The sequence below is a fragment of the Tropicimonas sp. IMCC6043 genome (assembly GCF_004146235.1).
In the GTDB taxonomy this organism is placed as follows: Bacteria; Pseudomonadota; Alphaproteobacteria; order Rhodobacterales; family Rhodobacteraceae; genus Tropicimonas.
The window spans coordinates 126,613-149,340 of record NZ_SELO01000002.1 but is presented as its reverse complement, the minus strand read 5'-3'; the positions used below and the strand labels follow the sequence as shown (position 1 = coordinate 149,340).

Annotated in this window: 19 protein-coding genes; 8 read left to right on the top strand and 11 right to left on the bottom strand. The window is 65.3% G+C overall.

Annotated features, from left to right (window positions below):
- Positions 1-96 precede the first annotated feature (96 nt).
- Genes EU800_RS02985 through EU800_RS02950 form a run of 8 tightly spaced genes read right to left on the bottom strand, consistent with a single transcriptional unit; the run spans position 97 to position 8,735 of the window.
- Positions 97-1,164 (bottom strand): Gfo/Idh/MocA family protein, encoded by a 1,068-nt coding sequence (locus EU800_RS02985; protein WP_129628415.1) that lies wholly within the window; start codon positions 1,162-1,164, stop codon positions 97-99.
- Positions 1,161-2,180 carry a Gfo/Idh/MocA family protein gene (locus EU800_RS02980; protein ID WP_129628413.1) on the bottom strand — a complete coding sequence of 340 codons (1,020 nt, stop codon included), beginning with the start codon at positions 2,178-2,180 and terminating at the stop codon, positions 1,161-1,163. The genes EU800_RS02985 and EU800_RS02980 overlap by 4 nt, the downstream gene beginning before the upstream one ends.
- Position 2,181: 1 nt before the next feature.
- Positions 2,182-3,213, bottom strand: coding sequence for a Gfo/Idh/MocA family protein (locus EU800_RS02975; protein WP_129628411.1), 1,032 nt, complete (start codon positions 3,211-3,213; stop codon positions 2,182-2,184).
- Positions 3,210-4,298, bottom strand: coding sequence for an ABC transporter ATP-binding protein (locus EU800_RS02970; RefSeq protein ID WP_129628409.1), 1,089 nt, complete (start codon positions 4,296-4,298; stop codon positions 3,210-3,212). Before EU800_RS02970 ends, EU800_RS02975 begins: the two co-directional genes overlap by 4 nt.
- 15 nt (positions 4,299-4,313) lie before the next feature.
- Complete coding sequence (locus EU800_RS02965) at positions 4,314-5,324, bottom strand: NAD(P)-dependent oxidoreductase (protein WP_129628407.1); 1,011 nt, start codon at positions 5,322-5,324, stop codon at positions 4,314-4,316.
- Positions 5,321-6,397 (bottom strand): carbohydrate ABC transporter permease, encoded by a 1,077-nt coding sequence (locus EU800_RS02960; protein ID WP_129628405.1) that lies wholly within the window; start codon positions 6,395-6,397, stop codon positions 5,321-5,323. The genes EU800_RS02965 and EU800_RS02960 overlap by 4 nt, the downstream gene beginning before the upstream one ends.
- Positions 6,390-7,406 (bottom strand): carbohydrate ABC transporter permease, encoded by a 1,017-nt coding sequence (locus EU800_RS02955; protein WP_129628403.1) that lies wholly within the window; start codon positions 7,404-7,406, stop codon positions 6,390-6,392. Before EU800_RS02955 ends, EU800_RS02960 begins: the two co-directional genes overlap by 8 nt.
- A 54-nt stretch (positions 7,407-7,460) precedes the next feature.
- Positions 7,461-8,735, bottom strand: a complete 1,275-nt coding sequence (locus EU800_RS02950) for an ABC transporter substrate-binding protein (RefSeq protein WP_129628401.1) — start codon at positions 8,733-8,735, stop codon at positions 7,461-7,463.
- Between the two features lie 212 nt (positions 8,736-8,947).
- Between EU800_RS02950 and EU800_RS02945 the strand changes: the two genes are divergently transcribed.
- Complete coding sequence (locus EU800_RS02945) at positions 8,948-9,868, top strand: S9 family peptidase (protein ID WP_129628400.1); 921 nt, start codon at positions 8,948-8,950, stop codon at positions 9,866-9,868.
- Positions 9,869-9,896: 28 nt separating this feature from the next.
- On the opposite strand, the gene EU800_RS02940 is transcribed toward EU800_RS02945, so the two are convergent.
- Positions 9,897-10,640, bottom strand: coding sequence for a response regulator (locus EU800_RS02940; protein WP_129628398.1), 744 nt, complete (start codon positions 10,638-10,640; stop codon positions 9,897-9,899).
- 157 nt (positions 10,641-10,797) lie between these two features.
- Here EU800_RS02940 and EU800_RS02935 point away from each other — a divergent pair, with 157 nt between their 5' ends.
- The 5 genes from EU800_RS02935 to EU800_RS02915 all read left to right on the top strand — a co-directional run bounded on the left by EU800_RS02935 (position 10,798) and on the right by EU800_RS02915 (position 18,310).
- Positions 10,798-11,973 (top strand): NapC/NirT family cytochrome c, encoded by a 1,176-nt coding sequence (locus tag EU800_RS02935; protein WP_129628396.1) that lies wholly within the window; start codon positions 10,798-10,800, stop codon positions 11,971-11,973.
- Positions 11,974-11,983: 10 nt separating this feature from the next.
- Positions 11,984-12,598: a molecular chaperone gene (locus tag EU800_RS02930; RefSeq protein WP_129628394.1), complete on the top strand. Its 615-nt coding sequence runs from the start codon at positions 11,984-11,986 to the stop codon at positions 12,596-12,598.
- A 177-nt stretch (positions 12,599-12,775) separates the two neighbouring features.
- Positions 12,776-15,241 carry a trimethylamine-N-oxide reductase TorA gene (gene torA / locus EU800_RS02925; protein ID WP_129628392.1) on the top strand — a complete coding sequence of 822 codons (2,466 nt, stop codon included), beginning with the start codon at positions 12,776-12,778 and terminating at the stop codon, positions 15,239-15,241.
- 49 nt (positions 15,242-15,290) lie between these two features.
- Positions 15,291-15,953: a hypothetical protein gene (locus EU800_RS02920; protein ID WP_129628390.1), complete on the top strand. Its 663-nt coding sequence runs from the start codon at positions 15,291-15,293 to the stop codon at positions 15,951-15,953.
- Positions 15,950-18,310 carry an ATP-binding protein gene (locus EU800_RS02915; RefSeq protein WP_129628388.1) on the top strand — a complete coding sequence of 787 codons (2,361 nt, stop codon included), beginning with the start codon at positions 15,950-15,952 and terminating at the stop codon, positions 18,308-18,310. The genes EU800_RS02920 and EU800_RS02915 overlap by 4 nt, the downstream gene beginning before the upstream one ends.
- Positions 18,311-18,373: 63 nt before the next feature.
- Here EU800_RS02915 and EU800_RS02910 read toward each other — a convergent pair whose 3' ends face one another.
- Both EU800_RS02910 and EU800_RS02905 read right to left on the bottom strand, forming a co-directional pair.
- Positions 18,374-20,002: an alpha-amylase family glycosyl hydrolase gene (locus EU800_RS02910; RefSeq protein WP_129628386.1), complete on the bottom strand. Its 1,629-nt coding sequence runs from the start codon at positions 20,000-20,002 to the stop codon at positions 18,374-18,376.
- 203 nt (positions 20,003-20,205) lie between these two features.
- Positions 20,206-20,439 (bottom strand): acyl carrier protein, encoded by a 234-nt coding sequence (locus EU800_RS02905; RefSeq protein WP_129628384.1) that lies wholly within the window; start codon positions 20,437-20,439, stop codon positions 20,206-20,208.
- Between the two features lie 460 nt (positions 20,440-20,899).
- Here EU800_RS02905 and EU800_RS02900 point away from each other — a divergent pair, with 460 nt between their 5' ends.
- Positions 20,900-21,673 (top strand): DeoR/GlpR family DNA-binding transcription regulator, encoded by a 774-nt coding sequence (locus EU800_RS02900; RefSeq protein ID WP_129628382.1) that lies wholly within the window; start codon positions 20,900-20,902, stop codon positions 21,671-21,673.
- Complete coding sequence (locus EU800_RS02895) at positions 21,670-22,437, top strand: triose-phosphate isomerase (protein WP_129628380.1); 768 nt, start codon at positions 21,670-21,672, stop codon at positions 22,435-22,437. Before EU800_RS02900 ends, EU800_RS02895 begins: the two co-directional genes overlap by 4 nt.
- The last annotated feature ends 291 nt before the right edge of the window (positions 22,438-22,728 follow it).

The following is a 22,728-nucleotide window of genomic DNA, read 5'->3' as shown; positions in this document are numbered from 1 at the left end:
CGGCCAAGCTCCGGTATGGAGGAAAGCCGATCTTCTTGGGAACGGATATGCGTCCGACCGCTGACATGGCGCGACGGCCATGGCCCATGGTCGGCGTCAGGCACCTTCGGGGGCGAGCCTTGCATATTCCTCGCTGGACGCGTCGAGCGGCAGCGCGACCGGCATTCCGTGGCGTTGGGACCGGTAGATCGCCGCCGCGAGGTGGATGGAAGCGATGCCGTCGGCGAGCGTCGGCGCCCTTTCGTCGGCCCCGTCGAGCGCATCGGCTATCGCCTCAAACAGTCCGGCGAAGCCATTCGCTCGTCGCGCGGAGGCGTCGGCCACGATCCTGTCGACCTCGGCCTGGGCGTCCGCGGTCCGCGCGAGGAACCGCCAGTTGCCCTGTCCGGGCTGGTAGGGCAGGCTGTCGCTCTCGGCGGTGAGGTGTTCGTAGACAAGCTTGAGCCGCGAGCAGTCGTCTGCCGCGCCGAGAGTGATCGACGAGGTTGCAAGCGCGCCGGTTGCGAAGCGGAACAGGATCGCGCCGCAATCCTCTGTCTCGATCGGGTTGATCAGTGTGTCGAGAAAGGCCGAGACCTCGGCTACCGGGCCGAATTCGTGCCGCAGAAGGTCGTGGATGTGGATTGCGTGGCTGAGCACCGCGCCACCCATCTCGTGCGCCCAGGTGCCGCGCCAGTGATTCGCGTAATAGTCGCGCTTTCGGTTCCAGTGGGTTTCGGCCGCTGCGACGCGCGGTGCGCCGAGCAGGCCGGCCGTGCGCAATGCCTCGAGAGCGGAGAAGGCCGGGCCGAAGCGATACTGGAACACCGGAAAGAATCGCTTGCCGGACGTGGCTTCGGCATCGGCCAGCGCACCGGCATCCTTCGGGGAGCCCGCGATCGGCTTTTCGCAGATCACGTGCTTGCCGGAAGCGAGCACCCGTTCCGCGGTCGGAACGTGCAGCGAGGGCGGCAGGCAGATATCGACGATATCGACCTCCGGATTGGCGAGGACCGCGTCGATACTGCTCGCGCAGGCGGCGCCGACGGGCGCGGCGAGCGCCTCGGCCCGCGCCGCGTCGAGGTCGCAGACTTGTGTCACCCGGAAACGCTCTCCGAGCGCGGTATAGCCATCCATATGCTCGCGCCCGATCCCGGCGCCGAGGATCGCGACTCGGTAGGTCATTGCAGGTTGCCCAGCCGCACGGCCTTCTCCTGCGCTTGGAGCGCCAGTTCCATGACCTTGAAGCAATGGCTCTGCGCCATCGCCGTCTCGCTGCGGTCCCGGACGTCGCGCATGAAGTTCTCGAAATAGGGCAGCGGGTCGCCGGAGGCGTCGATATGCTCGCAGCGATCGCCGTTGACGAGGAACAGGTGGTCGGTCCCGGGCCGCCCGGCGACATCGACATATTTGCGGAGTTCGATATAGCCCTCGGTGCCGAGGATTGTAAGCCGGCCGTCGCCCCAGGTCGGCAGTGCGTCCGGCGTGTACCAGTCGACGCGGATATAGCCCTGGCCGGCTTCGCTGCGGAGCAGGATCTCGCCGAAATCCTGCAAGCCCTTGTCGTCCGGGTTGGCGAAATTGCCGACGCTGGCGGAGACGACCTCCGCGTCCTCGGCCCCTGTGAAGAACAGGAACTGGTCGATCTGGTGGGAGGCGATGTCGGTCAGGATGCCGCCATAGCGCTCCTCCTCGAAGAACCAGTCGGGACGCGTATCCCGGTTGAGCCGGTGCGGCCCCAGCCCGACGGTCTGGACGACTTGGCCGATGGCGCCCGCGCGCACGAGCTCGGCGGCGCGGCTCACTGCCGGCACCTCGAATCTCTCGGAAAAGTCGATCGACCAGATCCGACCGGTCTCGGCAACGCAGGTGCGCAGCGCGGCGAGCTGTTCCATGGTGGTGCAGCCCGGCTTGTCGGTCATCACGTCCTTGCCGGCGCGCATCGCCTCGATGGCGTGGTCGGCCCGGACGGCGGGGATGCCGGCCATCAGGATCACGTCGATCTCGGGATCGTCCAGCAGCGCGCGTCGGTCGGCCACGCGCGGAACGTCCGGAAAACGCTCGACGAAGCCCTCGAGCGTGCCCGGTTCTCCCTCCGTCCACCAGCCCTTGCAGGTGCATCCGAGGGCCAGAAGGTTGGCGAGCTGGCCATAGATATGGCGGTGGTCGATATCGATGACGCCAAGTGTCAGCGGTTCCATGTCACTCTTCTCCAATCGTCACGGACCGCCCGTCGCGCGAGGAGCGCTCGATGGCGGCGATGAACCTCTGGACCCGCAACGCGTCCTCGCCGGTGACCCGCGGGGGCCTGCCGGAGGAAACGGCGGCGCAGAAATCGGCGATCAGGTCCCGGTGCCAGTCCATCGGGAAGGCCATCGGGTCCGCGCCGCCGCCAGTGCCGGCCTCCGCGCCCACCACCTCGCGCCGTCCGTCGCGCCAGTCGATGGTCACGGTGCCGGATTTCAGCAGCGCCGAGCCCCTGTCGCAGTCGAGCCGGATCGATTCCGCCTCGCCCGGATAGGCGGCAGTAGTGGCAAAGAGGGCCCCGACCGCACCGCTTGCGAACCGCATCGCGCCGGCGGCGAAATCCTCCGATTCCATCTTGTGGAGCGGCGTCGTCGCGACCATCGCCTGGACCTCGCGCACCGGACCGGTGAGCGAGAGCATCAGGTCGAGCGTGTGGATCGCCTGGCTGATCAGCACCCCGCCGCCGTCGCGCTCATAGCTGCCGCGGCCCGGCTCGTCGTAATAGGCCTGCTCGCGCCACCAGGGCACCTCGACGCGGACCATTCGGATCGCACCGAGATTGCCGCTCTCCAGCAGCCGGGCCAGCGCTTCGGACGCTGCGCGGAACCGGTGTTGGAACACCACCCCGAGCGTTACCTCGTGTTTGTGACAGATCGCGGCGATGATGTCCGCCGCGGGCGCGCTCCGTTCCAGCGGCTTCTCGCTCAGGATGTGCTTGCCGGCGGCGGCGAACATCTCGACGTAGGGCTGACGGGCGTTTGGCGGGGTAAGGAGCAGGAGGCCCTGCACCCTCGGATCTGCGGCCAGCGCCTCGGCGCTCTCCGCGGCCGGGAAGCCGTATTCCGACGCAAACGCCTCGCGGCGGGCGCGGTCACGGGCAAAGACCCCCACGACCTCGACCTGATCCTTCAGCGCCTGCAACGCCAGGGCGTGCGGCTTGGCGGCCATGCCGCAGCCGACCACGGCGAGGCCGAACCTTTCACTCATTGGGAAACTCCGTTGGCGATCGTCTTTCCGTCGGCGCCAAAGAGATGCAGCCTCGGGCGTTCGAAGTGAAGCGCAATCTGCTGACCGCGTGATACGGGAAGCTGCCCGGTCTGGTGCAGCGTGATCTGGGGAAGGCCGTCGGCGTCACAGTAGAGATAAGTCTCGCCGCCGAGATGTTCGGAATAAGCGACAGTCGCGATCACGTCCGCCGTTTCCGGTTCCGCGACGCTGATATGTTCGGGGCGGATGCCGATGTGGCAGCTGTCGCCGGGCGCAAGGCTTGCCTGCGCCGGCAGGGTGATCGTCGCGTTGCCGAAACGAAGCCGCGTCGCCGCACCGGCCTCCTCGACCGTGGCTTCGAGGATGTTCATTCGCGGCGAGCCGATGAAGCCCGCGACGAAGATGTTGTCGGGGGCGTTGTAGAGCTCGAGCGGTGCTCCGATCTGCTCGACGCGGCCCGACTGCAGCACGACGATTTTGTTTGCGAGCGTCATCGCCTCGATCTGGTCATGGGTGACGTAGATCATCGTGCCGCCGAGCTTGCCGTGGAGTGCCGCGAGTTCCTTGCGCATGGCCACGCGAAGCTCGGCGTCGAGGTTGGAGAGCGGCTCGTCGAAGAGAAACGCCTTTGGGTCGCGCACGATGGCGCGGCCGATGGCCACGCGCTGGCGCTGGCCGCCGGAGAGCGCCTTGGGCCGGCGGTCGAGATAGTCCGTGATCTGCAGCATCTCGGCGGCAGTGCGGACGCGCGAGTCGATCTCCGCGCGCGGCATGTGGGTGTTTTCGAGGCCAAACGCCATGTTGCGGTAGACCGTCATGTGCGGATAGAGCGCGTAGGATTGGAACACCATGGCCAGGCCACGTTCCGAAGCGCTGACCCGGTTGACCACCTCGCCGTCGATCTCGACATCGCCCGAGGTGACGTCCTCGAGCCCGGCGATCAGCCGCAGCAATGTCGATTTCCCGCAACCCGACGGGCCGACAAAGACGACGAATTCGCCGCTTTCGACCACGAGGTCGATACCGTGGATGACATTCACCTCGCCGAAGGCCTTGCGGACATCCCTGAGAACGATCTGTGTCATGGTGATTTCCGCTTCCTATCGGCTGCGCATTTTGGCGGCGAGCCCCGGGTCGGCGCGCTGCATCCGGAGCGGCGGCAGGCCCTTCAGGATCTGGCCGATGTCGTCGAGCATCATCTCGCGAATGCGGGCATAGGACGGTGCGAGACCGCCGGCCAGATGCGCGGTGAAGAGCACGTTGGGCGTGTTTCGTGCGGGGTGATCGGCCGGCGCCGGCTCCTCCGGGAAGACGTCGATGGCAACGCGCAGCCGCTCCGACGCGGCTTCGGCCAGAAGCGCGTCGAAATCCACCACCTCTGCGCGGCTGGCGAGGATGACGAGCGCATCCTCACCGATCCGCCCGAGGGACGCGGCGTCGAGAAAGCCTTCGTTCTCCGAGGTGACGCCGGCGAGGATGAAGATCACGCGGGACTGTGCCAGCAACGCGTCGAGCGCCACGGGCCGGACGCCTTGGGTTGCAAGGTAGCCGTCCGAGAGCCAAGGGTCGTGGACCGCGATGTCGCGTGTGAAGGGGCGCAGCAGCGGCACCAGTTCGCGACCGAGATTGCCGTATCCGATGAGGCCGACCGGGGCGTCATAGAGCGAGACCGCCCGCCCGTTGCCGGCGATTCCGTATTTCTCCCTGCCGGTGCGGAAGAGTGCGTTGGCCTGTGGCAGGCCGCGGGCCAGTGCGATCGCCTGGCCGATGCAGAACTCCGCCACCGCCGGCGCCATTGCCGGCGCGGCCGAGAGCACGTGAATGCCGCGCGCCGCGGCCTCGGCATAGTCGATATTGGGCTCCCAGTTGGCCTTCACATTGAGGATCGCGCGCAGGTTCGGCGCGCGGTCGAGCCGCTCCTTCGGCATTGCGGTCTGGCCGACGAGCACGATCATCTCCGCGAGATTCTGCTCGACCAGATCGTCCGGCGCGCGGGAACCGAAATGGGTCACGACGCGGCCCATTCGGGCCAATGCCTCCGCCGTGTCGGGCGTGTAGACCATCGCCTCGTTGCGGGGGAACGGATCGAGAAAGATCAGCGGTTCGGTCATTTCATTCCGGAACTGGCTATGCCCGTGGTGATGAACTTCTGCAGGAAGGCAAAGACGAGCACCACCGGGATCAATGTCACCACCGTCATCGCCAGGATATAGTGCCACTGGACGTCAAGCTCGCCCTGGAAGGCGTTGAGCCCCACCTGGAGCGTGTAGACCTCGGAGCGGTTGAGCACGATCAGCGGCCAGAGGAACTCGTTCCAGCGCCACATGATCGAGAAGATCGCCAGCACCGCGATGGCCGGCATGGCAAGCGGAAGCACCACTTTCCAGTAGATTGCCCATTCGCTGGCCTTGTCCATCCGCGCGGCCTCGATAAGATCCTTCGGGATCGTCAGCATGTATTGGCGCAGGAGAAAAACCCCGGTTGGCGTTGCCGCGCCGGGCAGGATGACCGCCCAAAGCGTGTTAACCATGCCGAGCTTGGTGACGACGAGATAGACCGGTACGAGGATCACCGTGATCGGGATCATCAGCGTGCCGATGACGAAGAGCATGATCGCGCCCCGGCCGCGGAACTCGTAGATCGAAAGCCCGTAGGCGGCCATCGAGTTGATCAACAGCGTCACAAGCGTCGCCGCGGTGGTGACGATCACCGAATTCATCAGGTAGCGCATGAAGTTGAAGCGCTCGAGCGGGTCCTTGTAGTTCTCCCAGGCGAGGCGGAACTCGCGTACCGGCTCGCGCTGCCCGATCGGCACTTTGATCGTGGTCTCCGGGTCGGCCGGGTCGACCATCTGGCTTACGATGCCGATCCGGCGGACCTGCGCGAGATCCCGGACGCTGCCGTCCTCGAGCGTCGCGCGGAAGAGCGGCAGGGGCTTGTCGTAACCCTCGACATCGACCGAGATCTGCCCGAGCGGCAGCAGGGTTGGCGGGAACTCGATGAGGCCCGCCGGCGTCTTGAAGGACGAGAGGACCAGCCAGACGACGGGCCCGAACATCAGCAGGACGCCGAGGGTGAGGTAGACATAGGTGAAGATGTCGGTCCAGTGGAGCCGACCGCCGCGGCCGCGCTTCGCGGTGACGACCTCCGCGACCGAGGGGCGTTCGTAGAGCGTCTCAGCCATTGTCGCGTCTCCGGGTCACGGCGAGCTGGATCATCGTCAGGACGAAGAGCACGACGCCGAGAACGACCGAGGCCGCGGCGGCGAGGCCGAAATTCTGCACCTGCTGTGTGAAGCCGGTGTTGTAGATGTATTGCACGATGAACTGTGTCGCCGTGCCCGGGCCGCCACCGGTCAGCACGAAGACCTCGTCGAAAATCTGCACGCCCTTGATGAGCGCCAGCACGATCACCACCAGCATGTTGGGCCACAGGAGCGGCAGGGTGATGCGCCAGAAGACGCGCTCGCGCGAGGTGCCGTCCATCTCGGCCGCCTCGTAGAGATCGGGTGCGATCGCCTGCAGACCGGCGAGCAGGATCAGCGTGTAGAAGCCCATATGGGCCCAGATCGAGACGAAGATCGCCCAGAACATCGCCCATTCGGGGCTGACGAAGAAAAGGATCTTGTCGAAGCCGAGCCAGACAAGGAAGGCGTTGAGCACACCGTCACGCAGCAGGATCCATTTCCAGATCAGCGCCACGACGACGGGCGACAGCAGGACCGGGAAGAAATAGACAGCGCGGAAGAATCCGCGGGCGCGGATCTTCTGGTTCAGGATCAGCGCCGTGATCAGCGAGAACAAGACCAGGAAACTGACCTGGAAGAAAATGAAGACGGAGGTATTGAAGATGCCCTTCCAGAACCGGTCTTCGCGGCAGGTCGTGGGATCGAGGTAATTGCCGCAGTCGAAGAGATAGGCGTATTGCTCGGTGCCCGTATAGACCCGGTCGGCGAGGAAAAGCTGGGTACCCCCGGTCAGCGAGAAAGCGAAGTTTATGAAGAGCGGGATGACCACGAAAATGCCGAAGAAGGCGAGGTTCGGCAGCAGGAAGACCCACGGCATGCCCCGGATGCCGACCAGCCGCTGGATCAGCATCAGCGGGTATTCCAGCACCTGGAAGACCATCCGCGCCGGCAGGGCGACAAGTGCCGTCAGGCGCTCGGACATCGTGAGGGTGGCGGGATCAGCCATGACGCTCGGCCCCAGTAGAGAGCCCGGCCCCGCGTGGGGGCCGGGCGGGATGTATTACTGCCGTCCCTTTTCGGCGAGCTGCTTGGCGACGTCGTCGGTCATCCGCTCATAGGCCTCGTCGAGCGTGAGCTCGCCGACGATCGCCTCGCCCAGACGCGAGATCAGCGCGTTGAACATGATGCGGTTGTTGACATAGCCCTGCAGGTCGAAGGCGATCGGAGAGATCGTCGGCACGGCGCCGGCGAAGGTCTCGAGCGCATGCTTGGCGCGCGGATCGTCGGTCGCGAACTCGACGCCGCCCTTGGCGAGGCCGAGATGGCCGGGGATGAAGAGCGTCTTGCCGTAGAATTCGGCGAGGTTTTCCTCCTGGGTCAGGAAGTCCATCAGCTTGCCGACTTCCTCGGGATGCTCGGTGTCCTTGATCGCCACCAGCGCGGCGCCGCCGGGCATTCCGGTGCAGGCGGCCGGGCCGCAGGGCGCGGGCACGGCCCACCAGTCGAAAGCGTCGCCGATCTTGTCGGCAAATTGCGGGATCTGCCAAGAGCCGGACATGTACATCACGACCTGGGCGTTGGCGAAGTCCTCGTTGGCGCCGAGATAGGTGTTGCCCGACACCGACCCCCAAAGCTCCTTGGACATGGTGCCGTCCTGGTGCCAGTCATAGAGCCGCTGCGCCATCGCCTTGAGCCCGTCATCGACGAGCGCCGGGTTGCCCTCGGCGTCGAACATCTGGGCACCCATCGAGATCGCCGGGCCGGCGACGCGGTGGCCGGAGCGGTCCCAGGCCATCGGGATCGGGATCTCGAGCTTGTCGGCCACCTCGACCACGGCTGTCGCCCAGTCGTCCCAGGTCGCGCCTTCGCCGGGCATCTCGACCTCGGCCTGTTCGAAGAGCGTCTTGTTGACGTAGGGGCCGGTCACGGTGAGCTGCGTCATGAAGCCCGAGATTGCTTCGCCCTGGGGGTCGAGCCATTTCAGGAACGGGCCGAAATTCTCCTGCCAATAGGACGGGTCCGAGATGTAGGGCGTGAGGTCCAGGTAGTATTGGGACAGGCCGCCGAGGTCGGTGACGCGCGCAATATCCGGACCCTGTCCGGAGGCCAGCTGCACCGGCAGGCTTTCGAGCACGGATTTGTAGGGAACGACGTCCAGCGTCACCGAGATGTCGGGATTGGCTTCCTCGAACCGGTCGAGGATGCCTTGCATCACCTCGCCCTCGATTCCGTCATTGTACCACATCATCCGCAATTCGGTCTGGGCCGTGGCCGATGTCGCGAGCGACACGGCAACGAGACTTACAGGCAGCAAGCCACGAACAAGTTTCTGCATTCATTCCTCCCTAGATTGCCGATCGCCGGATTCCTGAAGCGAAACCTCTCTGATCGCGGCTTCAGCAAATCTCCTGAGCGCTGACATTTCAAGCGCGGAAATTGAAACTCGATTTTTTTCCCCACAGACTCGAGAATGGACCCGGGAAGATTTCGTCGGTCGACCCGCGGTCGGCGATCCGCGATTTTGGCAGAACGAGGGTGGGAACAGGCATGGCCGAGCTGGATCGGCGGGCGCTTCTGGCGCTTCTGGGCCACGACAAAGGATTTGCCGATTCGCCCGAACCGGTTGCCGTGGAGTCCCGCGAGGCGTTGCCCGGGTTCCGGCAGGTTTCGCTGCGTCTCTCGGCCGGGTCGCGCAGGCTCCCGGCGCTGTTGCTGACGCCGGACGGCCCGCCCTCCGACAAAGGCTTTCCCAGTATCCTCTACTGCCACGCCCACGGCAACCGCTACGACATTGGCAAATCCGAACTCGTCGACGGCAGGCCCGCACTGCTCGACCCGCCGCTTGGACCGGTCCTTGCCCGTGCCGGCTTCGCCGTGCTCTGTGTCGACATGCCGGGCTTCGGCGCGCGGCAGGCCGAGGGCAGCGAACAGGCGCTGGCGAAGACGGCTCTCTGGCGCGGTCGCAGCCTGCTCGGCGACATGTTGCGGGATCAGTCGATTGCGTTTAGGGCGCTCGCCGCCCTGCCGGAGGTGGATCCGGCCCGGATCGGCACCTTCGGCATCTCCATGGGCGGCACGCTGGCCTACTTTCTCGCCGCGCTGATGCCCGAAATCCGCTGCGCCGCGCATCTCTGCGTTTTCGCCAATCTCGCGCCGCTGGCCGACGAGGGCGGGCTCGACTTGCACGGTATCTACATGGTCGTCCCCGGCCTGCTGAAAGCCCATGACGCCGCCGATGTCGCCGCGATGATCGCGCCGCGGCCGCTGCTCGTTTGCGCCGGTCTCGAAGACCCGCTCACGCCGCCCTCCGCGCTTTGGCCGGCGCTTGATCGGTTGCGGGTGGGATATCGGCAGCAGGCGGCGCAGGACGCCCTTCGGATCCTCACCGACGACAGCGCGGGACACGAGGAGACGCCCGCGTTCCGTGCGGCGGTGCTCGACTTCTTCTCGGAGCACCTCGTCCCCTGAACGGGTTCTCAGTGTGTCGATCCGCGGTTCAGCCGGCCGATGCCGCGGCTTCCTCCTGCGCGGACCCGCCGTCCAGAAAGACATAGCCGATCCCGTGAACGGTGATGATCCTGTCGGGGTTCTTGGGGTCGCGCTCGATCTTTTTTCGTAGCCGGCCGATCAGCACGTCCACCGTACGGTCGAACGGGTCGCGGTTGCGGCCGCTCAGCGCGTCGAGCAATTGCTCGCGCTGCATCACCCGCCCGCGATGCGTCGCCAGCGCCAGCAGAAGTTCGAACTCGCCGCGGGTCAGGTGGACATCCGTGCCGTCCGGCGCGATGAGCCGCCTCCCGGCAATGTCGATCACCCATCCCTGGAAGCGGATCCGTTCCTCCACCTCGACTTTCGCCGTGCGCGGAGACCGCCCAATCCGGCGCAGGATGTTGTTGGCGCGGGCCAGTAACTCGCGCGGGTTATAGGGCTTGTCGAGGTAGTCGTCGGCGCCGATCTCGAGCGCAACGATGCGGTCGATGTCTTCGGTCTTGGCGCTGACCACGATCACCGGCAGGTCCGATGTGCGCCGGAGCTCGCGCAAGAGGCTCAACCCGTCGCGCCCGGGCAGCTTAAGGTCGAGGCAGAGCAAGTCGACATTGGCCTTCCGAAGCGCGATATCCATCTCGTCACCATCGCTGGCGCGCAGGACGCGGAACCCTTCCTCCTCGAAATAGGCCGCCATCAGCTCGAGGCTCGTCGGGTCGTCCTCGACGATCAGCACACGCTTCGGGGCCTCCATGGTCGCTCTCCTACCTGTTCACATCGCGTTTACAATTTTCTACAGGCCATTCATATCCCCTCAACAGCTGATTTACAGCGCCGCGCTAATCCTTGGCCGACCCGGGCGCGGCCGTTGATCGGCGCCCGGCCGGATTCTGTTCGAAAGGGGCACACCGATGAGACGACTCTGGACCTGGCTTCGAAGCCCGTCGGGCGTATTGTCCAGCGGTTTCCTGCTGTTCGTTGGCGCGGTCATCGGCGCGGTCGGGCTCTTCGGCGCGCATACCACGCTCAAGTCCATGGAAACGACGGAATTCTGCGTTTCCTGCCACGAGTTGCGCGACACCGTCTATGTTGAGTACCAGGAGAGCGTACACTACGCGAATGCCTCTGGCGTACAGGCAGGCTGCGCGGATTGCCACGTGCCCGAGCCTTTCGTTCCGATGGTAATCGACCACTACTACGCGATCGGCGAACTCTACAGTTCGCTGACCGGCAAGATCGACACGCCGGAGAAATTCGAGGCGCACCGGCTGGAGATGGCCGAGCGTGTCTGGGCGGAGATGGAAGCGAGCGATTCCCGCGAATGCCGGTCCTGCCACAGTGAACATGCGATGAATTTCGAGTTGCAGACGCCGGAAGCGTCCAAGAGGATGCAGGAGGGCTTCGCCAATGGCGACACCTGCATCGACTGCCACAAGGGTGTCGCCCACAAGCTTCCCGACATGTCGCAGGGCTACAAGAAAATGTTCGAGGACCTTGTGGCCGAGGCCGCGGAACAGGGGGCGAAGGCGGATGATCTCTACACGATCCAGACCAAGTCCTACTACGCCAGCGCTGATGACGCGAAATCCGGTGACAACGAGATCGGTCAGATCCTCGGGGCGACGCATCTGAAGGTGCTCGAGCGCCAGGGAGACCTTCTGAAAGTCCGTGTCGATGGCTGGCAGCAGGACGGAGTGGACCGCGTGATCTATGAATTCGCCGGCCAACGGATCTTTACCGCCACGGTCAAGAAATCTGAGACCGGCCGGGTGGAGCAGCATTCCACCATGACCGATCCCGATACCGATCTCGTCTGGCACGAAGTCAGTATCGAGGGCTGGGTCGACCAGGCCGATCTCATCGACGATGTCGAAGCGCTCTGGGCCTATGGCGAAGAGATGAACAACGCCAGTTGTGGCACGTGCCACTCGGCGCCGGCGGCCGATCATTTCCTCGCCAACCAGTGGATCGGCACCATGAAGGCGATGGAACGTTTCATCACGCTCGACAAGGAGCAGTATCGCTTCCTTCAGAAATACTTGCAGATGCACGCCAGTGACACGGGCGGGGCGGGCGGTACGCATTGAGGAGCCGGGAATGACGGTATCGACAGAGGATCGCCAGCAGATCGACCGCTGGCTTGCGGGGCTCTTTCTCGGGGAGGTCGACCGGGAGGCGATCGATCTCTACCGTGGCGCGGACGGCGCCGCGCTGCTCGACCAACTCGCGGCCCTGCCGTCTCTGGCGCCGCTCGTCGCTGCGCTGCGCGAGACTGTTTGCACCGACCAGGATCCGGACTCGCTCCGGCTCGATCTCGCGGCCGCCTATGGCAAGCTCTTTCTGACAGGCGGGCCGCGCGCCGTGCCGCTCTTCGCCTCGGCCTATCTGAGCGAGCGCGGCCTGCTGATGCAGGAACCGGCGCGGCAAAGCGCAGTGGTTCTTTCGCAACTCGACATGTCGCCGCCGCCGGGTTTCCGCGAGCCCCTGGACCACATCGGCATCGAACTCAACATCCTCGCCGAGCTTGCCGGCGGGCGCGGAGACGCGGGGCTGACCGAAGCGAGCTACCTGCGCGACCATTTGCTGACTTGGGTGCCGACGCTTGCCGCGCTTTGTGCCCGACTTGCACCCATCCCGCTTTATCGCGAGCTCGGCCCGGCCACGTTGGCCTGGCTGCGCGCCGTGGAGACGCAGCTGGCCGTCGCCGCCTGAGGTCCCGTTTACACCTCGTTTACATAATTTTACAGCCGGTTCACCGCCCTCCAGAACCCTGTTTACACCGCGAATCTATGCTCCGCCCATGCGCACGGCCAGCGTTCGCGGGGTGGAAAGCCCCCAAGGCGCCAGGGCTCGTGACTCGCGTGCAATGCCATCAGCGGAGGGCGGACAATGTCCGGAAAAGACTTCACCCAGATTTCAAGAAGAAGCGTGCTGAAGGGCGCGACGGCGGTCGGCGCGTTGGGGGTGCTGGCACCGGCCTGGCTCAGGGCGGGCGCAGCGCACGCCGCGGGCATGGACGGCGAGGTGATTACCGGCTCGCACTGGGGTGTCTTCTACGCCAAGGTCGACGGCGGCACCTGGACCGAGATCCGGCCCTGGGAGGGCGACCCCGCCCCGAGCCATCAACTCCCGGGCATCATGGATTCGGTGATGTCGCCCTCGCGGATCAAGTATCCGATGGTCCGCCGCGCCTTCCTCGAAGGCGGCGCAGGGGCGAGCCCCGAGACCCGCGGTGCGGGCGATTTCGTCCGCGTGAGCTGGGATGAGGCGCTCGACCTCGTCGCCAGCGAATTGAAGCGCGTGTCCGAGACCTATGGGCCGACGGGCATCTTCGGCGGCTCCTATGGCTGGAAGAGCTCGGGCAAACTGCACAATTGCCAGAACCTGATGCGGCGGATGATGAACCTCGGTCTCAACGGCGCCTTCGTGAACGCCTCGGGCGACTACTCGACCGCCGCCAGCCAGATCATTATGCCGCATGTCATGGGCACGCTCGAGGTCTACGAGCAACAGACCGTCTGGCCGGTGGTCGTCGAGAACACCGATGTACTGGTGTTCTGGGCCGCGGACCCGGTGCGGACCAACCAGATCGCCTGGACCGTGGCTGACCACGACAACTACCCCTATCTCCAGGCGTTCAAGGACACCGGGAAGAAGGTCATCGTCATCGACCCGTGGCGCAACGAGACGGCACAGTTCTTTGACGCGGAATGGGTGCCGATCCGGCCGCATACCGACGTCGCGCTGATGCTAGGCATTGCGCACACGCTCTATGAAGAGGATCTGCATGATTCCGACTTCCTCGACGAATACACTTCCGGCTTCGAGGATTTCCTGCCCTATCTGACCGGTGAGAGCGACGGCACGCCGAAGACGGCCGAATGGGCCTCCGAGATCTGCGAGGTGCCCGCCGACCAGATCCGCGACCTGGCGCGGCTCTTCCAGTCGAACCGGACGATGCTCAGCTCCGGCTGGTCGATCCAGCGCCAGCACCACGGCGAACAATCGCACTGGATGCTGGTCACGCTCGCCTCCATGCTGGGCCAGATCGGACTGCCGGGCGGCGGCTTCGGGCTCTCCTACCACTACGCCAATGGCGGCGCGCCCTCCGCCAACTCGATCGTCCTGCCGGGCATCGGCGACGGCGGCGGTGCGGTGGAAGGCGCGGCCTGGATGACCGATGCCGGCGCGGCGTCGATCCCGGTCTCCCGCGTGGTCGAGATGATCCTCAATCCGGGCAAGGACTTCAACTTCAACGGCAAGACCCAGAAGTTCCCGGACGTGAAGATGGCCTACTGGGTCGGCGGCAACCCGTTCTCGCATCACCAGGACCGGAACCAGATGGTCGAGGCCTGGCAGAAGCTTGAAACCGTCGTCGTGCATGACTTCCAGTGGACGGCAACGGCCCGCTTCGCGGATATCGTCCTGCCGGCGACCTCGGCTTACGAGCGCAACGACATCGAGAATGTCGGCGACTACTCGGCCCGCGCGATCGTCGCGATGAAGAAGGTCATCGACCCGATGTTCGAGGCCCGCAACGATTTCGACATCTTCGCGGATATCTGCGAGCGGCTCGGCGCGCGCGACGCCTTCACCGAGGGCAAGGACGAGATGGCCTGGATCAAGGGTTTCTACGATGCGGCGGCCGAACAGGCGCCGGCGCGCGGGATCGAGGTGCCTGCCTTCGATGCGTTCTGGGAGGCCGGTATTCTCGAGTTCGAGATCCCCGAGGAGAACCGGCAGTTCGTCCGCTACGGCGACTTCCGCGACGATCCGCTGCTCGAGCCGCTCGGCACGCCCACGGGCCTGATCGAGATCTACTCGAAGAACATCGAGAAGATGGGCTACGACGACTGCCCGCCGCATCCCACATGGATGGAGCCGGTCGAGCGGCTTGGCGGGGAAGGGGCGAAATACCCGTTCCACGTCGACACCGCGCACCCGTCCTCGCGGCTGCACTCGCAACTCTGCGGCACCAAGCTGCGCGAGACCTACGCGATCTCGGGCCGCGAGCCCTGCATGATCAACCCGGTGGATGCCGAGGCGAAGGGGATCGTCGATGGCGACATCGTGCGGATCTTCAACGACCGCGGCCAGATTCTCGCCGGGGCGATGGTGACCGACGCGATCCGACCGAACGTGATCCGCGTCGCGGAGGGCGGCTGGTATGACCCGGCCCCGGGCGGCGAGATCGGCGCTCTCGACACCTATGGAGATGTCAACAACCTGACCGTGGGCATCGGCACCTCGAGCCTCGCCCAGGGCAACTGCGGCCACACGGCGCTCGCGGATATCGAGAAATACGAGGGCGACGCCCCCGCACCCGATGTCTTCTCGGCCCCCGCCGAGGGCTGACGCGAAAAGGGCCGGGGCCGCGCGACGGCCCCGCCCGCAAGGACTTGGGATGTCCGGCGAACTGAACTCCACTCACGGCCCGGCCGCGCGCCTGCGCGGCTGGGTATCTGCGCTGTGGGGGCTGGTCTTCAGCCTGATCCCTGTCCTGCCCGCTACCGCCGATCCGGTCTTCCTGGCAGAGCCCGCGCCGCTCCTTGCGACGGTCGACACCAGAAGCGTCACCATAGCCGAACTCGGCATCGCCGCGGCGGTCGAAACCCTGGCGTCAGATGGCGCGTACCGGCAAGTCGCCGTGACCGGTTGGGCCCGCCCTGGCGCCGAGCGGGTCCTTTTTGCCTGGCCGGGCAAACAGGTCATCGTCGCCCGCTTGCCGCGGGCGCAGACGGGCCGGCTCGTGCCCGTCGCACGCGAGACGGATCCCGACACCGGGACCGACTGGGTCGAAATGCGGCTCGAGGGCTGGGTGGCCGAAGCGGCGCTCCGCCCCAGCCGCACGCCGATCTGGGAGGCGGCCTGGGCGCTCTTTGCCACCAGTTGCACGGCCTGCCATGAGCGCCGCGTTCCGGAGAACTACACCGCAAACCAGTGGCGCAGTTATCTGAAGGTCATGGGGCCGCGCACCGGCCTTCCCGAGGAGAGCCAGGCGCTCATTCTCGCCTTTCTCCAGCGCCACGCCAGCGATACGATCCACATCGAGGAGGCACGCCCATGAAGACGCTCGAAGCCCTGATCGTCGAGAACGAGGACTGGCTCGTCGACCGCGTCGTCCACTACGCCGTCATCGAGGGGTTCGCGCAGAACACCTCCACCCTGCGCGAAGCCTGGCGCGCCTCGATCTGCGGGCTCTCGGGGCCGATCCTCGAAGCCATCGCCGCGGTCGATGCAGGTGATGCCGCCGCCGAAGGCTTTGGGCAGGCGCGCGACTCGATCGTCGCCTTCGGGGTCAGGCAGGCCGAGCAGCATCGCGCTCGCGGAATCCGGCTCGCCGATTTCATCGGCCTGCTCAAGTATTATCGCCGCGCCTATCTCGACCTGATCGACGAGAATACCGTCGCGCCCGAGGATGCGCGTCGATTGCGCTACTACATTTTCGACTTTTTCGACCGGCTCGAGATCGTTCTGTGCAAGGAATGGGTCGCGGTGCCCGACGAACGGCGGCTGCGCGACCTGCAATCCAAGAACAGACGGCTCGTCAACGAGAAGAACAAGTATCTCACGATCTTCGAGACGATCCACGAACCGGTCATTCTGCTCGACGCAGAGGGTGGCCCGGTGCATCTCAACGACGCCGCCCATCGCCTGTTCTGCGGCGAGGTGGCGCCTGGGGCATCCTACTACGGTGCACTGCGCAGTCCGCTGCTGGCCGCGCAGGTCGCCGAGATCCTTCGGAAATGCGCCACTGCGGGCAGCGACATGGTGATCGAGACGCTGGCTGGAACACGGGAATTCAACGTCAAGCTGCAACGGATGCTCGATGTCAGCCGCAAGTTCGACGGCACCGTGATCATCCTCAACGATGTCTCCGAATACAAGCGCGCGCTCAGCCAGGCGCGCGCGGCCGATCACGCCAAGTCGACCTTCCTCGCGGCCATGAGCCACGAGATCCGCACGCCGATCGCCGGTGCTCTCGGCCTCGCCCGGTTGCTGCGCGATACGCCCCTCGAAGACGACCAGCGCCACATTGTCGACGGTATCATCTCCTCGGCCGAGCTGCTTGCCGGGGTGGTCGGCGATATCCTCGACTTCAGCCAGGCCGAGGTTGGCGCACGACCTCCGGTGGCGGAGGATTTCGATCTGGCGGGATTGGTCCGGCAGGTGCTGATGGTGGCCGAGCCGCTGGCCGGTGAGAAGGCGCTGGAGCTCGATACCGAAATTGCCCGGGACCTGCCGGCGCGGCTCAACGGCGACGCCTCTATGATCCGGCAGGTGTTGCTCAACCTCACACATAACGCGATCAAGTTCACCGACTCCGGCACGGTTCAGATCCGGGTGCTGCCGGAAACCGACGCGGCGTCGGATGCAGCAGAAGCCCGCATCCGTTTCGAGGTGCGAGACACCGGGATCGGCCTTCCGGAAGGGCCGACGGGCCGGCTCTTCGATCCGTTTTCACAAGGAAAGTGCGCCCGCGGCGGTCTCGGCCTCGGCCTTTCGATCTGCCGCAAGATCGTCGAGCGGATGGCGGGCGAGATCGGCTGCCGGCCAGGGGCCAGTGGCGGGAGCGTCTTCTTCTTCATCCTGCCGCTGACGCCCGCCCGCGCCGGCGCTGTCGCTCCCGTCGAACCGGCGCGGGGTGCGCCGTTGCGGATACTCGTGGTCGACGACGACGCCGTGAGCCGGATGGTGGCCGAGGGCGTCCTGGCGCGGCTCGGCCATGCGACGCAGAGCGCCGCCGCCGCCACCGCTGCCCTGGACATGCTCGCCAGGGAGCGCTTCGACCTCGTGCTCACCGATAACCGCATGCCTGAGATCAGCGGGCTCGACCTTCTGGAACGGATCCGTGGCGGTGATGGAGGGGTCAATCCCGGTATCCCGGTCATTCTGGTGACCGCCTCGGCCGAGGATATGCGGTCTGAGGCCACGCGTCGCGCCCGCCCCGACGGGCTTCTCGCCAAACCTTATGACGCGGCGAGTCTCGCTCAGGAGATTACGCGAGTCACGGGAGAGCGACCGGTGGTACCGCCACCGCCACGCCCCCACGAAACGCCGGCCGAATGGAGCGTCGCCGAGCACCATGTCGCTCAGCTCGGGCGGGAACGCGGTTGCCGGGTCATCCGGACCTACCTCGAAAGCGCGCCGCGTCATGTCGAGGCGATTCGGGCCGGTCTCGACAGGCTTGATCGGGATACTGTCGCCAACGCCGCGCATTCGCTCGCCGGCGCTTCCGGCCTGCTCGGCATCGCCGGCGTGGAGCGGCTGGCCCGGGAGATCGAAGCACAGGCACGATCGACCGACCTGCCGCCGGGCGCGGTCGAGATATCGGAGCTTCGGTTGCGCGTGTCCGACGCCTGCGCGGCGCTCGAGCAGATCTGCGCTTCCGCCGAAATGGCCGGGCAGGGCGCCACGCCATGAGCCTTTCCGGGCAGGCCGGAAAGCCCGTCACCCGGCTCTCAGCGACCGTCGCGCCAGTAGCGGTCAGTCGATCTGGCAGCAGGCCGCCGATCGCGGCGGCATTTTCAGGTGACCGGTCTCTGCCGAGACATCCGGAAAACCGGGCAGGGCGAGCAGCCGGGCGGTTTCGGGCAGACGGTAGACGAACGTGTCGCGCCCTGTGTTGAAGACCATCCGGAGCCGGGAGGTGCCGTCGATCCGGTCGAACGCGAGCAGGTCGCCACTCCCCTCGAGCACCTGGATGTCTCCGGTGACGAGCGCCGGATGCGCTTTCCGGAAGGCAAGCATCCGGCGATAGTGGTCGAGCACGGTGCCGGGCGCCCCCTGCTGGTCCACCGCCCGTTCGGCGTGGCGCGCATCGAGCGGCAACCAAGGTTCCACAGTGGAGAAACCCGCATGCTCGGCCTCGGCCTCCCAGGGCATTGGCGTGCGGCAACCGTCGCGGCCCTCGTCGGCGGACCAGAAGCGGATTCCACGTGGGTCCTGCATCTTTTCGAAGGGGATCTCGGATTGCTCGAGCCCGAGTTCCTCGCCCTGGTAGAAGCAGATCGAGCCACGAAGGCTCATCAGCAGCGTCGCCGCGAGCTTGGCCACGCGGGTCGGGTCCTCACCCGGTCGTAGCCAGCGCGTCAGATGCCGCGGCACGTCATGGTTGGAGAGAGACCAACATACCCAGCCCTCCGGCACCGCGGCCTCGAAACGCTCGATAGCGCTGGCAATCTGGGTCGGCGTTCCGTCGCTCGACAGCAGGTCGAATGTGTAGCTCATGTGCAGCTTGTCGCCGCCTCCGGTATAGTCGGACACTACTTCCAGCGTGCGTTCCTCGGCGATGATCTCGCCGATCGAGATGCGAGAGGAATACTGATCGAGCAGCAGCCGGAGGCGCTTGAGATAGCCGAGGCTTTCCGGTTGCGACTTGTCGTGCAGGTGGAGCTGCATGCCATACGGGTTGGCCGGCAGCTTTCGGTTGTTGTCCACCGGGTGCGGGGGATTGGAGCGAAGCTTGCGGTCGTGAAAGTAATAGTTGCACACGCTGAGCCGGAATCCGTCCACCCCGCGGTCGAGCCAGAAGCGCACGATCTCGAGCACGGCCTCCTGCACGGCCGGGTTGTGGAAGTTGAGATCGGGCTGCTGGATCAGGAGGTTGTGCAGGTAGTATTGCCGGCGCAACCCGTCCCATTCCCAGGCCGGCCCGCCGAAGGCCGAGAGCCAGTTGTTCGGTGGCGAACCGTCGGGCTTTGGATCGGCCCAGACATACCAGTCCGACTTGGCGTTGTCCCGGCTGCGGCGGCTCTCGCTGAACCAGGGATGCTGGTCCGAACTGAGCGAGAAGGCCTGGTCTATGATGACCCGGAGCCCGAGTGCGTGCGCCTTGGCCAGCAGCGCGTCAAAATCCGCCATCGTGCCGAAGGACGGGTCCACCGCGCAGAAGTCGGACACGTCATAGCCCATGTCTGCCAGGGGAGAGGTGAAGAATGGCGAGATCCATATCGCGTCGACGCCAAGCGAAGCGACATGATCGAGACGCCGCGTGATGCCGGCGAGATCGCCCGAGCCACTGTCGGTGCTGTCCTGGAAGGAGCGCGGGTAGATCTGGTAGATCACCGCGCCCCGCCACCAGTCGGGTTTGACGTCAATGGGAGCCTTGGGCATGCATGCCTCTCGCGCTGCGAAGATGTGAACACCGGACTATGGTAACCGAGGACCGCAGTTGGTCAAATCTGATGCTGCGGCGCAGCATAAGATTCTTCGTGCTAGCGGCATCATCGCCTCGGGATGCGGAGCATCCCCGGAGAGCGGGCAAAGAAAAAGGCGCCCGAAACGGGCGCCATTCCCAGAGTGGGATCGCGTGGCGATCAGGAGGCTTCGGTGATGAACTTCACCGCATCGCCGAAGGTCTGGATCGTCTCGGCCGCGTCGTCCGGGATCTCGATGCCGAACTCTTCCTCGAATGCCATCACCAGCTCGACGGTGTCCAGGCTGTCGGCGCCCAGATCATCGATGAAGGACGCACTGTCGGTGACCTTGTCTTCCTCGACGCTCAGGTGCTCCACAACAATCTTCTTCACGCGATCGGCGATGTCGCTCATGTCAGTTCCTCATCCTTTGGGGCATTCATGCCCGTTCTTGCTCCGCGCCCGGCTGGGCGTATCTCCTTGCCCGTGCGGGCGTTTTTATTCATGCCCCGGTGGCGAGGCTCTGCCCCGTCTGCCGCGGGAGTCCTTCCCGGGCCCGCCACCGTGAGAGCACCGAGCCGAAAACTGCGCCGCCTTTAGCACGTTCCCCTACAAATGCAAACGCTTTGACCCGACAATCCTGCCGGCATGTCCGATCGCGTGGTGCGGCGTTGCGTTCGACCCATTCGGCCCACCTGGCAGAAAGGCAAACCGGATTTGCCCTGTCGGCCCGGGGCGGGAGTTTGATACGTTATCGTGACGCTTTTGCTAATTTATGCCACAAAAAATCGAATTTCATGTTGATTTTGTGATGTTTCCGGCTAGATTGTCGCTTGCGGCTCTGGATGCGGCCGTGCTCGGACGGAGACGTTTGGTGAAGCGAGAGGTACGCAGGCAGGAGATCATGGACATGCTTGTCCAGGAGGGCTCGGTCGGGCTGGAAACTCTGGCGACACATTTCGGCGTTTCGCGCATGACGATCCACCGGGACCTCGACGATCTGGAACAGGCCGGCGTGCTGCGCAAGGTGCGCGGCGGGGCAACGATCGAAACCGGCACCCAGTTCGAGAGCGATTTCCGATTCCGCGAGCGACAGGGCGGCGCGGCCAAGCAGCTCATGGCGCGTGCCGCGCTGAACCTTGTCGAGCCGGGCGCAACGGTGATCGTCAACGACGGCTCGATGGCCGCGGTGCTGGGCGGCATGCTCGTCGAACGACGCCCGCTTACCGTCATCACCAACAATTTTGCCGTGATCGAGGCGCTACAGTCCGAGCGCGGCATCGGCCTGATCGCGCTCGGTGGCAGCTATTCGGCCAAATACAACGGCTTCTTCGGGTTGCTGACCGAGGAGAGCCTGTCGCGGCTGCGTGCCGATGTCGCCTTCATATCGAGCCCGGCCGTGTCCGGCCTCGTCAGCTTTCACATGGATGACGCGGTGGTACGGGCGAAACGGGCGATGATGCGGGCGGCGAGCCGGCGGTATCTTCTCGTCGGCCACCAGCGCTTTGGCCATTCGGCCCTGCATGTCATGGCCGAGCTTGGCGAATTCGACGCCATCCTGACCGATGCGGATCCCGGTGGCTCCTGTCTCGGCGAACTGCGCGAGGCGGGGATTGAACTGAACATCGCAGGGGACCTGATACAATGACCGACGCAGCCTTCTGGATCGGCACCAGCTGGAAGATGAACAAGACGCTTGCCGAGGCGCGCGCCTTTGCCGAGGCGCTGGCCGCGGCCGACGCGGCGCGCGATGCACGAATCCAGCGTTTCGTGATCCCACCCTTTACGGCGGTACGGGAGGTCAAGGAAATCCTTGCGGAAACGTCTGTGAAGGTCGGGGCGCAGAACATGCACTGGGAGGATGCCGGCGCCTGGACCGGCGAGATCTCGCCAGTAATGCTGACTGACTGCCATCTCGACATCGTCGAGATCGGCCATTCCGAGCGGCGGCACAATTTCGGCGAGACGATCGAGACGACAGGGCTCAAGGTCGCCGCCGCGGTGCGCCACGGACTGATCCCGCTGCTCTGCATCGGCGAGACGCTGGAGGAGCGCGAGGCGGGGCGGGCGCAGGAGGTGCTCTCGGCGGAGGTCCGCGGGGCGCTGGCGCTGCTTGAGGGAGACGAAAAGGCGGCAACGATCCTGCTCGCCTACGAGCCGGTCTGGGCGATCGGAGTTAACGGCATTCCGGCGACATCGGACTATGCAGACGCCCGCCAGGCCGAGATCATCGATGTCGCCGGAGATGTGCTGGGGCGCCGTGTGCCCTGCCTCTACGGCGGCTCGGTCAATCCGGGTAACTGCGAGGAACTGATCGGTTGCCCGTCGATCGACGGGCTGTTCATCGGTCGGTCGGCCTGGCAGGTCGAGGGATATCTCGATATCCTCGCGCGTTGCTCGGCAGTGATCTGAGATGGAGGGGCGCGGAGTCGGTGAAGCCCAACGATTGGGCCGGTCTTCTGCACATTCAATTAGAACTGTTGGATAGCCGCGGGCCACGGTCGGCACCACGGTTCCCTCTTGCGTACACCGTCTCCGAGCGATGTCGCCATGGACTCATTTGCCAAGGCTAAGCGCTGGTCGGACCTCTCCAATGGTCGCGATGGTGGGACGCGCCGACCCGATCGTCTCCTAGCCGTAAACCTTCATGATTCTCTGGATGTCAAAAAAGATAGGTTACACCTGTGTAAAATGACCTAAATC

Bases quoted from the DNA above. Each gene is read 5' to 3' on its own strand.
- EU800_RS02985 (WP_129628415.1), bottom strand. From the start codon at position 1,164: ATGACCTACCGAGTCGCGATCCTCGGCGCCGGGATCGGGCGCGAGCAT.
- EU800_RS02980 (WP_129628413.1), bottom strand. From the start codon at position 2,180: ATGGAACCGCTGACACTTGGCGTCATCGATATCGACCACCGCCATATC.
- EU800_RS02975 (WP_129628411.1), bottom strand. From the start codon at position 3,213: ATGAGTGAAAGGTTCGGCCTCGCCGTGGTCGGCTGCGGCATGGCCGCC.
- EU800_RS02970 (WP_129628409.1), bottom strand. From the start codon at position 4,298: ATGACACAGATCGTTCTCAGGGATGTCCGCAAGGCCTTCGGCGAGGTG.
- EU800_RS02965 (WP_129628407.1), bottom strand. From the start codon at position 5,324: ATGACCGAACCGCTGATCTTTCTCGATCCGTTCCCCCGCAACGAGGCG.
- EU800_RS02960 (WP_129628405.1), bottom strand. From the start codon at position 6,397: ATGGCTGAGACGCTCTACGAACGCCCCTCGGTCGCGGAGGTCGTCACC.
- EU800_RS02955 (WP_129628403.1), bottom strand. From the start codon at position 7,406: ATGGCTGATCCCGCCACCCTCACGATGTCCGAGCGCCTGACGGCACTT.
- EU800_RS02950 (WP_129628401.1), bottom strand. From the start codon at position 8,735: ATGCAGAAACTTGTTCGTGGCTTGCTGCCTGTAAGTCTCGTTGCCGTG.
- EU800_RS02945 (WP_129628400.1), top strand. From the start codon at position 8,948: ATGGCCGAGCTGGATCGGCGGGCGCTTCTGGCGCTTCTGGGCCACGAC.
- EU800_RS02940 (WP_129628398.1), bottom strand. From the start codon at position 10,640: ATGGAGGCCCCGAAGCGTGTGCTGATCGTCGAGGACGACCCGACGAGC.
- EU800_RS02935 (WP_129628396.1), top strand. From the start codon at position 10,798: ATGAGACGACTCTGGACCTGGCTTCGAAGCCCGTCGGGCGTATTGTCC.
- EU800_RS02930 (WP_129628394.1), top strand. From the start codon at position 11,984: ATGACGGTATCGACAGAGGATCGCCAGCAGATCGACCGCTGGCTTGCG.
- torA (WP_129628392.1), top strand. From the start codon at position 12,776: ATGTCCGGAAAAGACTTCACCCAGATTTCAAGAAGAAGCGTGCTGAAG.
- EU800_RS02920 (WP_129628390.1), top strand. From the start codon at position 15,291: ATGTCCGGCGAACTGAACTCCACTCACGGCCCGGCCGCGCGCCTGCGC.
- EU800_RS02915 (WP_129628388.1), top strand. From the start codon at position 15,950: ATGAAGACGCTCGAAGCCCTGATCGTCGAGAACGAGGACTGGCTCGTC.
- EU800_RS02910 (WP_129628386.1), bottom strand. From the start codon at position 20,002: ATGCCCAAGGCTCCCATTGACGTCAAACCCGACTGGTGGCGGGGCGCG.
- EU800_RS02905 (WP_129628384.1), bottom strand. From the start codon at position 20,439: ATGAGCGACATCGCCGATCGCGTGAAGAAGATTGTTGTGGAGCACCTG.
- EU800_RS02895 (WP_129628380.1), top strand. From the start codon at position 21,670: ATGACCGACGCAGCCTTCTGGATCGGCACCAGCTGGAAGATGAACAAG.